A 9,825-nucleotide genomic window follows, 5' to 3' on the forward strand; every position below is an offset into this window, starting at 1 on the left:
GCTGTGAGTTGCTAGGACTATTTTTATCAGGTGTAGAAGTTTTTATTTAATTCTGATCATAATGTAGTTCTCAAAACTGAGTTTGCCTGATTGCACACTTTATCTTCCAATGACTAAAATGTCCTGTTTAATAGAGTTTGAACTTATTTTTAAAGCATAATTATGCTTCCCGTTTTCACAAATAAGCTATGTTTTTTTTGCCGCAAGAAGCAAGGTTGGGGTTTATTGCAGGTTTGTCTTTTACATCTCAAAGGTAACTTCATATTTCTACTCTTTTGTTGAAATATAATTGCTGTGTGTAATTTTCAAAGCTCATATCAGGTTAGGGACTGTTTTGCATGAGGGATGGCAGTGGAAATCCTTTGTAAAAAGCAGTGCGACAAAGATTGTAGCGTACAGCCTGACCCTAATGTAACTATAGTGGAAGCAGGGACAGGCCCAAGAAAAAGATATAAAAAAACCGACTTGCTTTTACAAATCGGTTTCTTATTTATTAGGACCTTCTTTAAAAGGTATCATTATTCAAAAAGACCTTCTACACTCAAATAGTGTTCCCCAGTATCATAGCAAAAAGTCAGTACTTTAGCATTTTCAGGAATTTCAGAAAGTTTTTTTGCTACTGCCGCTAAGGAAGCACCGGAAGAAATTCCAATTAGCATTCCTTCCTCTTTGGCTGCTCTTCGAGTATAGTCGTAAGCTTCATCTTTACTTACTTGTATAGATCCATCTAGAAGTTCTGTATATAAATTAGTTGGGATAAATCCTGCGCCAATACCTTGAAGAGGGTGTGGTGCAGGAGCGCCGCCGCTAATAACGGGGGAAGCTTCGGGCTCTACGGCAAAAACTTTAAGATTAGGATAATGTTGTTTCAGTATTTCGGCACAACCTGTGATATGTCCGCCGGTTCCTACGCCCGTAATCATATAATCCAAGCCATCAGGAAAGTCTTTCAAGATTTCTTGCGCGGTCGCAGTTTTGTGAATTTCAATGTTAGCTGGATTGTCAAATTGAAGCGGTAACCAAGCATTGGGAAGCTCCTCAGACATTTCTTTCGCCTTTTCTATGGCTCCGTTCATTCCTTTTTCGCGCGGTGTTAAGACGAATTCAGCACCGTATATACTCATTAATCTTCTTCTTTCTACCGACATGGATTCTGGCATTACCAAAATTAAACGGTAGCCTTTTACCGCTGCTACCATTGCTAAACCAATTCCGGTATTTCCCGAGGTCGCTTCGATAATAACGCTGTCTTTTTTTAGTAATCCTTTCTTCTCTGCGTCTTCAATCATGGATAAAGCGATTCTGTCTTTTATGCTGGCGCCAGGATTAGCTCTTTCTAATTTAATCCAAACATTATGGTTAGATCCAAATAATCGATTGATTTTTACGTGGGGAGTATGGCCGATGGTTTCTAATATAGTATCGTATTTCATTTTATGAAGTTTTTGTTGAAAGTAAAGATAGCCTACTATCGAGACTCTACAAAAATAACAATTGTAAATAATTCATAAAAAAAAAGAAATTCTATAGGGAAAGGTCTACTTGGGCTTTGAAGTAAAAATAAAAAGACAATGCAATCTAAAATGATGTTCTTGATCACATTAGCGACTGTTTGCAATTGATAATTACCGGAGCGATTCAAGGCGGATTCACAATTGTTTTGTTTTGTTTTGTTTTTTTGCCAAATAACCGAACAACTCTGCTTTACAGTCGATAATAGAAACGGCTTTCCTGTATTTAAGCAAGGCCATTTCTATGAAGTGCAGTTGTTTTTACTTTATTCTTAGCATAATATATTTTTCAGAGCTGGATTTCCTTGATTGTACGCCTGATATTTCAGCGACTAGGCTGTCTTTAGAAACTTGGGTATAACTTATCTTTTGTGGATAGTCATGTTTTTCGTTTTCGAAAACAAGTTGGTTTTCTTTCGTTTCCGTAAGAAGGAAGACGACGGGTTTATCGTTGTTTTGGCCTCTTACATTGGCATTATAACTTAGCTGATCTTCTACTTGTTGCAGCAGAATTGTTTCATAATGAATGGTGTCCTTTCCTTTTAGAAAAAAAGACTGCCCGCTATAGGTACTATCATTTGCTTTTTTCCAAGTTTCAGTAAGTGTTCCGTCCTCGGACTTGGTTTCCCACTGTCCTAGCAGCCAATGTGCCGTTTTAATTTTATCTTTTTCGTTGTTATCAGAATCGTCTGAATCTGTTTTTTTGCATGAGATAAAAGCGGCAAGTGCCAAGAGGAAAACGATTATTTTATACATAGAGATTTTGAGATTGAGTTGTCCTACAAGGACCTTGCTAAATTATGAAAAAAAGGGCAGCTAGACCAGATAAAAGCGGCATCCTTTTTAGAGTTGAATGACGGAGGAATTTAACCCTAAAAAGATAGAGCGGATAGCTGGAAAAAGCTCCTGAAAAAACTGTAGAGAAACTAGAGTTAACTATAAACTATTTTTCGTAAATTTGCACTCCAAATATAAGGACTAATAATATGTTAGATAGACTTCAAATAGTAAAACAACGTTTCGATGAGATTTCGGATTTGATCATCCAGCCGGATGTTATTTCTGATCAGAAACGTTATGTGCAATTGAATCAAGAATATAAGACTTTGAAAGCCTTGGCTGAAAAGCGTGATGAATACGTGCTTTTGATGGCTAATATCGAAGAAGCAAACGAAATAATATCCGATAATAGTGATGCAGATATGACCGAAATGGCCAAAATGCAACTCGACGAGGCAAAAGAAAGATTGCCAGAATTAGAGGAAGAAATTAAGTTCATGTTGATCCCTAAAGATCCTGAAGATGCTAAGAATGTAATGGTGGAGATTCGTGCCGGTACTGGTGGAGACGAAGCGAGTATTTTTGCAGGAGATTTATTCAGAATGTATACAAAATACTGTGAAAACCGCGGTTGGAGAACCTCAGTTGTCGATATGAATGAAGGTACATCTGGAGGCTTTAAAGAGGTGATTTTTGAAGTGAGTGGTGAAGATGTTTATGGAACTTTGAAGTTTGAAGCGGGCGTACATCGCGTACAACGAGTGCCGCAAACAGAGACTCAAGGACGGGTACATACATCTGCTGCTACTGTTATGGTACTTCCAGAAGCGGAGGAATTTGATGTGCAAATCGATATGAATGATGTAAGAGTCGATTTTTTCTGTTCGTCAGGACCGGGTGGACAATCGGTAAATACAACAAAATCGGCAGTTCGTTTGACACATATTCCAACAGGTTTAGTAGCGCAATGTCAGGATCAAAAATCACAACACAAAAATAAAGATAAGGCATTTGGCGTTTTACGTTCTCGTTTATACGAGCAAGAATTAGCCAAGAAACAAGCTGAGGATGCTACTAAACGAACGTCTCAAGTAAGTTCTGGTGACCGTTCCAATAAAATACGTACTTATAATTATGCGCAAGGTCGTGTGACTGATCACCGAGTAGGATTGACGTTATATGATTTAGGAAATATCATGAATGGTGACATTCAGAAGATTGTTGACGAGCTAGCGTTAGTTAATAACATGGAAAAATTAAAAGAAGCCAGCGAAGTTTTTTAAGAAAACAGCCTCATTTATTGAGGCTTTTTTTTTGGAGCAATCTCCCGTTTCGTTTAAAGACGTGATCGTAATCTTTTCTTTTTTAAACAAAAAGGAAAAGGATTTTTACTGCTATGCGGGTTAGAGAATAGAATGTAATTCAAGAAAGTACAATTAAGTTTTAAGGGTAAACCTGAAACTTTAGATTTTTAAACTTTAAATTTTTTATGACGACACAACAACTTATTGAGCAAATCAAAATAAAGAAATCATTTCTAGTAGTAGGATTAGATGTGGATTTGAATAAAATTCCAAAACACCTTTTAGAACTGGAAGATCCGATTTTTGAATTCAACAAAGCAATAATTGATGCGACGCATGATTTGGCTGTCTCTTATAAGCCCAATACTGCTTTCTATGAAGCATATGGTATTAAAGGCTGGATGTCCTTACAAAAAACAATCGATTACATTAACGAGACCTATCCGGAAATTTTCACCATTGCCGACGCGAAACGCGGCGATATCGGAAACACATCGTCTATGTATGCCAAAGCTTTTTTTGAAGATTTAAACTTCGATTCGGTTACTGTCGCCCCGTATATGGGAAAAGATTCAGTAGAGCCGTTTTTAGCTTTCGAAAACAAACATACCATCATGCTTGCCCTAACGTCAAATGAAGGCGCCTTTGATTTTCAAACATTGTCTGTAGACGGAAAGGAATTGTACAAGCACGTGCTGGAAACGTCTAAAACTTGGAAGAATGCTGAAAATCTTATGTATGTTGTAGGCGCAACTAAAGCAGAATATTTTACTGAAATTCGTAAAATTGTTCCAGACAGCTTCTTGCTGGTACCCGGAGTGGGAGCACAGGGAGGAAGTTTATTTGACGTATGTAAATACGGAATGAATGCCAATGTGGGGTTATTGATCAATTCATCCAGAGGAATCATATATGTTTCAAGCGGTACTGATTTTGCCTTAAAAGCAAGAGCAGAGGCGTTGAAAATGCAACAGGAAATGGAAGGAATACTAAGTTTAAAGTTTTAGGCTTAAAGTTTTTTGGAGTGTCCATAAAAAAGAATCCTAAATCTTTCTAAATGCCTAAATAGTTTAAATTCGTAAGCATGTATTTTCTTTAAAATATTTTTTGAACCATTAAGATATTAAGTGTTTTGTGTTTTTTTTCTTTGCGGTGTAAAAAAATAAACAAATATAAACATAGAAAAGGCTTTTGTGCTCTTTGCGATCTTTGTGGTTAAATTTGCAAAGCTTTAATTTTTCTTAATGTCGAAATGGTTAAAATCTTTGTGCGCATTGTGAAAAATTTGCGATTAAGAAAACCTTTTTGTTTAAATAAAATAATATGAAAGCCCTAAAAGACCAGCTCGGAACGACGCACACTTTTGAAACTTCGCCTCAGCGGATCATTTCTTTAGTTCCTTCTCAAACGGAATTACTTTATGATTTGGGGCAGGAAGCTAAAATTATTGGTGTAACTAAATTCTGTGTGCATCCCTACCATTTTAAATCAACCAAAAAGCGTGTTGGCGGTACTAAAAAAGTACATTATGAAAAAATCCGTTTGCTGAAACCTGATATTATCATTTGCAACAAGGAAGAAAATACCCAAGAAATTGTTGAAAGACTAAGTGAGATTTGCCCGGTTTGGGTTACCAATATTATTACCATCGAAGATAATTTTCAAATCATTTCAGATTTTGGTCAACTTTTTAACTGTAGAACTGAAGCGCAGAAATGGAATGATAAATTAGCTTATGCCTTAACTGATTTTAAAAACTTTATCAAAGACAAACGTTTAAAAAAAGTGGCTTACTTCATTTGGAAAAACCCATACATGGTCGCTGGTTCTGATAATTTTATCAATGAGTTGTTGAAGCTAAATCACTTCAGAAATATATATGACAATAATCCGGAGGTTCCAGGAAGGTATCCCGAGATTGCACTCGATAGAATGAAGACAGAAGGAGATCCTGAAATTGTTTTTCTTTCCTCAGAACCTTTTCCGTTTAAGAAAGAGGATGGTTACGAAATAGAGCAATATACAAACAAGGCACAGACCGTTATAGTAGATGGTGAAATGTTCTCTTGGTATGGAAGCCGCCTTTTAAAAGCTTTTGATTATTTTAAGATGCTACATAAAAATATAGAGAATTAATTACTAAAACGGCAGTATAGTTTATGCAAACTGTTGTTTCAGGAAGTTTTCTTTGCTAAATGAAATGCAACAAAACTGCTCGGTATGCTTCGCTAGTCTAACTGACTTATTCTGAGAACCGTTTGATATAAAATGCTCTTATTTTCGATGCAGATCGCCGCAGCCATGCACTCCAATTGACGGTCCTTTTTAATCACAATTGGTAAAATTCAATTTCTGGGGAACTAGTTTTCTTGCTTTCGTGAAAGCCAAAATCACCCTTTTATAATGTATTACTTTTTCTTTAATCGTTTAAAATACGAATTCTAGTGTAGTATAAAATGTCCTTCTGTCTGAGGGGATTATTCCTGGTCCTGGATATCCGGTAGCTCTTCTCGTGAAATAGCTATTGTTAGTAAAGTTCGTTACACCCGCTTCTAGTTTCCAATTTTTCCATTTGTACGAGGCTGAAAAATCGGCAACATAATAAGAAGGGATTTCTCCAAAAATCCCGTAGGTATTATCGTTGTTGTCTATTTTGCTATTGCTTGCTTCTGTAAATTGTGAGGAGACATACGTAAGCTGTAGACTAGACATAAAGTTTTTATAGCCAATTCCCGTTCCTGTCTTAATGTTAAAAAGAGGTACAAATTCCACTTTATTGCCTTCTATATTTGGAGCATCTGATTTTAAATATTGTGAGTCGGTTACAGCAATGTTAGAGAAGGCATTCCAGATAAAGTTTTCTTTTTGTTCAAAAAAAGTTCTGTTTAAACTCCAGTCAAACAGGGTTTCAAAACCGTAGGTTACCGCCGTACCAATATTCGCGCGGTAACGAACTACAGCAGCAGAGCCATTTGGGTTACGAGTTTCATACTCCCCAATTTTGTCATTATAATACAAACCGTAGATACTAGCGTCAAAGGTCACTTTGTCTCCCAATTGTCCACGTACACCTATATCTGAAGTAAATCCTTTTTCATCGGATATGTTGGGATCAATCACGTTGCTTGGACTAACGGTACGGATGTCATTAAAAGTTACTGAGCGGTAATTTTGAGATACGTTTCCGTATAATTCAATTTGGTTTTGTGGCTTGTAGCTCAAACCGACACCCAATAACACAAAATTCCTGTCTTTGATATTATTCTCTTGCTGGTTTTCATCTAAGATTACATTTCCGGCTAGGTCCAGGTTTATTTTGCGATAAGATCCTTCTGCTTCGGTACGTATTTTTTCAAATCTAAAACCTGGAGTGATCGAAAAGTTTGAGGTGATTTTGAAAATATTTTCCCCAAAAACGGCAATATTTAAATTTGGGAACGTATAATCTGACTGGTTGGTATAGAAAGGGAATTCGTTGTTAGCTAGATTAAAATTGGCATCACTACCCGAGCTTCCTGGTCCTTGGAGTCCGGTGTTTCGCGATTGGTAGTATTTAGCTCCAATTAAAAAGGCGCTTCTATTGTCATTTAAGTTGTAGCGTTTTAAATAACGGGCTTCGGCTCCCCAGTTCACGAAATCCCCAGCAATCAAATCTCTGACGGTTCCTTCTGTATCAGGACTTGAAACACGGTTTGAGCGATATCCTATCGATTTTCTACTGGCATCCAAGCCAAATAATTGTAAAGAGAAATCAGCATCGTTATTGAATTTATGCTCTAATTTTAGGGCAAATAGATTCCAGTTTACCGCAAACCAGTTTCTAGCTCTGTTGCTCTGAGTAGGGTTTTGGTTGAACATTACATCCGTTAACCCACCAGCCTGCTGCGCCAAATAATAAAAATAAGTATAGTCAAAATGCAAGGAAGTTTTGTCGTTCAATTGATAATTAAGATTGGCAAAATAGTTCTTGCTTTCAAAATCAGAGTTGGGTCTAAAACCATTTCCTTGTTTGTAATTGTAAAAACTGTAGTAACTCAATTTTTTGTTTGTTCCGCTAACGGAAGTAAAATTGGTAAACAAACCATAAGAGCCTATGGTATTTCTAGATGTAAATTCAAACCGTTTTTTAGTAGGTGATTTTATCTTGAAGTTCACCAAACCGCCAAATTGTGTTCCGTATTGCAAAGAGGCTGCTCCACGAATTACTTGTATTTCTTCTAAAGCTTCTGTAGGAGTGGCATAATAACTTTCAGGATACCCCAAAACATCTGCGCTAATATCGTAACCGTTTTGGCGGGTATTAAAGTTTGAAGTTCTGTTAGGGTTTAATCCACGTCCTCCTATGCTTAATTGCAAACCACCATCTGAGCTTTCGTTGATTGTGAGTCCTACTACTTGAGCAAATATTTGGCGTGCATTGTTTGTCGCTTTGTTTGCAGTCAATTTACTTACAGATACGACTTCGGTCTTTTTTCCTGCATAGATTGCAGTTCCTTCAATATCTTTTAGTTTACGGAGTGCAAATATTTTATCATTTTGTTTCCTAACTATTACTTCAGAAAGGTTGATGATTTTGGTCAGTGCAATTGTGAGGGTACTGCCAGTTGTAATATTGTTTTGTTCTACAATGGAGTAGCCTTCTTTGAAGAAAACAAAATCAAAACTTCCTGATTTTTCTAAATTAAATTCAAACCCACCAGTGGCATCGGTAAATACTTTGATGTTGGTTGTCTTATCGTAGACTTCTACTGCTGTTAATTTTTTTCCGTTTTCATCAGTAATCACGCCCACAATTTTATTTTGGGCTATACTGCTCACAGAAAAGAGTAAGAGGATTAGAATACTAAAATCCCGTAATCGTGTCATTGAAATGCAGTATCCACGTTTTGTGTTTAAAATTTTCATTTTCTTTTGCTAGATTTATTTTTGGGTCTATATATTTTTGACTTAATCGTCCGTTCATTGCTACGTAGCTTTCTACGTAAACTTCAGGATTATTAAATCCTTGTTGTTCGTAATAATCGTGTAAATAATGCGCATATTCTAAAATGAAATCAGGCTGAAAAGCCATTTGTTTTTCCTGAAAAGCAGTTAGAAAGTTACTGTTGTTGATGGTAATTTCCTTTTTAGTAACCCCGTCTTTTACTTTAAATGTAGCGTACCCTGCTTTTTCCATCAACATGACGCGCCACGAGAAACGGAAACCCTCTTCGGTCCAAAAGAGCTCATTTGGGTAACATAAATAGCGGAAAGGAAATAATAATTGAAACGCAATAAAGCAGCTGATAAGTACAATTTTAGTTTTATACAGGGAATTAAAGTGTTGCACTTTTTCTTTTTCATTTTCGAATAATAAAATAGGAATGAAAATTAGTTTTCCAAGGAAAGACAGGGTGTTTTTGTGAAAACTAGCGTCAAAGAAAATTAAGGAGCTGATGATCATTACATAAGGGAACACCCCAATTGGGAATAATATTCGAGTTAAAACATGAAAGACAACAACTAAAATAAAACCAAATAGTCGGGTTCTCTTGTAGAGTAATAACAATACAATTCCGAGATCATAGATTGCGCCAGTCCAACTAAAAACATAATGTACCCAGCTCTCATTTAAGAATGGACCTATTAATGGGAGGTTCGAATTATTGGGTAACCAAATTGTAAGAGGCATCGCTTCTAATAGCCAGTCGGAGTTTAGTTTTGCAACACCAGCGTATACGTAAACAATAGCCAGTAATAATTTTAGAATATCAATATTCCAACGTGGAATTTTCTGGAATCGTATCTTTTCATTCTTATAGGCGTCTACTGAAAAATAACAGTTTGCTGGTAAAAATATTAGTACAAGACTAATTATGGTAATAAAGTAATAATGATTGAGATAGGTGGTTTTGTCCATAAGCTCTATGTAGGTAAAACTTAGGAAGAAGGTAAGTATCGCTAGTTTATACTTATAACCTATCGCAACGAATAGTGCAGCAAAGCCCGCTATAATAAAAAGTAGATAGGTGTAACTACCCAAAGGTTTTACCCATTGAAACCCATAATAGGTAAAATGAAATTGCGGATCAATGTATAACTTTTTAATCCACCCAAAACTGGCAAAACGAATTAAACTTGACAGCATCATTAAACCAAACGCTAGCCTAAAAAAAGCTAGCGTTGAGGCATGTGAATATTTGTTGATGTACTTTGTTAGACATAAAGTTTTAATTTAAAAATACAGTTGG

At 36.2% G+C, this 9,825-nt stretch carries 7 protein-coding genes; 3 read left to right on the forward strand and 4 right to left on the reverse strand.

The window, feature by feature from the left end; translation table 11 throughout:
• Nucleotides 1-518 precede the first annotated feature (518 nt).
• Together cysK and A3SG_RS0115920 are read right to left on the reverse strand one after the other, a co-directional pair.
• Nucleotides 519-1,433, reverse strand: a complete 915-nt coding sequence (cysK, locus tag A3SG_RS0115915) for a cysteine synthase A (protein WP_016990998.1) — start codon at nucleotides 1,431-1,433, stop codon at nucleotides 519-521.
• 339 nt (nucleotides 1,434-1,772) lie between these two features.
• A complete protein-coding gene (locus A3SG_RS0115920; RefSeq protein WP_016990999.1) occupies nucleotides 1,773-2,267 on the reverse strand; it encodes a DUF6265 family protein in 495 nt (164 codons plus the stop codon).
• Between the two features lie 230 nt (nucleotides 2,268-2,497).
• Here A3SG_RS0115920 and prfA point away from each other — a divergent pair, with 230 nt between their 5' ends.
• The 3 genes from prfA (at nucleotide 2,498) to A3SG_RS0115935 (ending at nucleotide 5,731) form a co-directional block, all read left to right on the forward strand.
• Complete coding sequence (gene prfA / locus A3SG_RS0115925) at nucleotides 2,498-3,574, forward strand: peptide chain release factor 1 (RefSeq protein ID WP_016991000.1); 1,077 nt, start codon at nucleotides 2,498-2,500, stop codon at nucleotides 3,572-3,574.
• Between the two features lie 206 nt (nucleotides 3,575-3,780).
• Complete coding sequence (pyrF, locus tag A3SG_RS0115930; RefSeq protein WP_016991001.1) at nucleotides 3,781-4,602, forward strand: orotidine-5'-phosphate decarboxylase; 822 nt, start codon at nucleotides 3,781-3,783, stop codon at nucleotides 4,600-4,602.
• Nucleotides 4,603-4,918: 316 nt separating this feature from the next.
• The gene (locus tag A3SG_RS0115935; RefSeq protein ID WP_016991002.1) at nucleotides 4,919-5,731 is read left to right on the forward strand and encodes an ABC transporter substrate-binding protein; all 813 of its coding nucleotides are present in this window, start codon (nucleotides 4,919-4,921) and stop codon (nucleotides 5,729-5,731) included.
• 291 nt (nucleotides 5,732-6,022) lie between these two features.
• Here the strand turns inward: A3SG_RS0115935 and A3SG_RS0115940 are convergent, their stop codons facing one another.
• Both A3SG_RS0115940 and A3SG_RS0115945 read right to left on the reverse strand, forming a co-directional pair.
• On the reverse strand, nucleotides 6,023-8,500 hold the full coding sequence (locus A3SG_RS0115940; RefSeq protein WP_232226404.1) for a TonB-dependent receptor domain-containing protein: 2,478 nt from the start codon (nucleotides 8,498-8,500) through the stop codon (nucleotides 6,023-6,025).
• Nucleotides 8,439-9,725, reverse strand: a complete 1,287-nt coding sequence (locus A3SG_RS0115945; RefSeq protein ID WP_016991004.1) for an HTTM domain-containing protein — start codon at nucleotides 9,723-9,725, stop codon at nucleotides 8,439-8,441. Before A3SG_RS0115945 ends, A3SG_RS0115940 begins: the two co-directional genes overlap by 62 nt.
• Nucleotides 9,726-9,825 lie beyond the last annotated feature (100 nt).

This window comes from Flavobacterium sp. ACAM 123, assembly GCF_000264055.1.
Taxonomy (GTDB): domain Bacteria; phylum Bacteroidota; class Bacteroidia; order Flavobacteriales; family Flavobacteriaceae; genus Flavobacterium.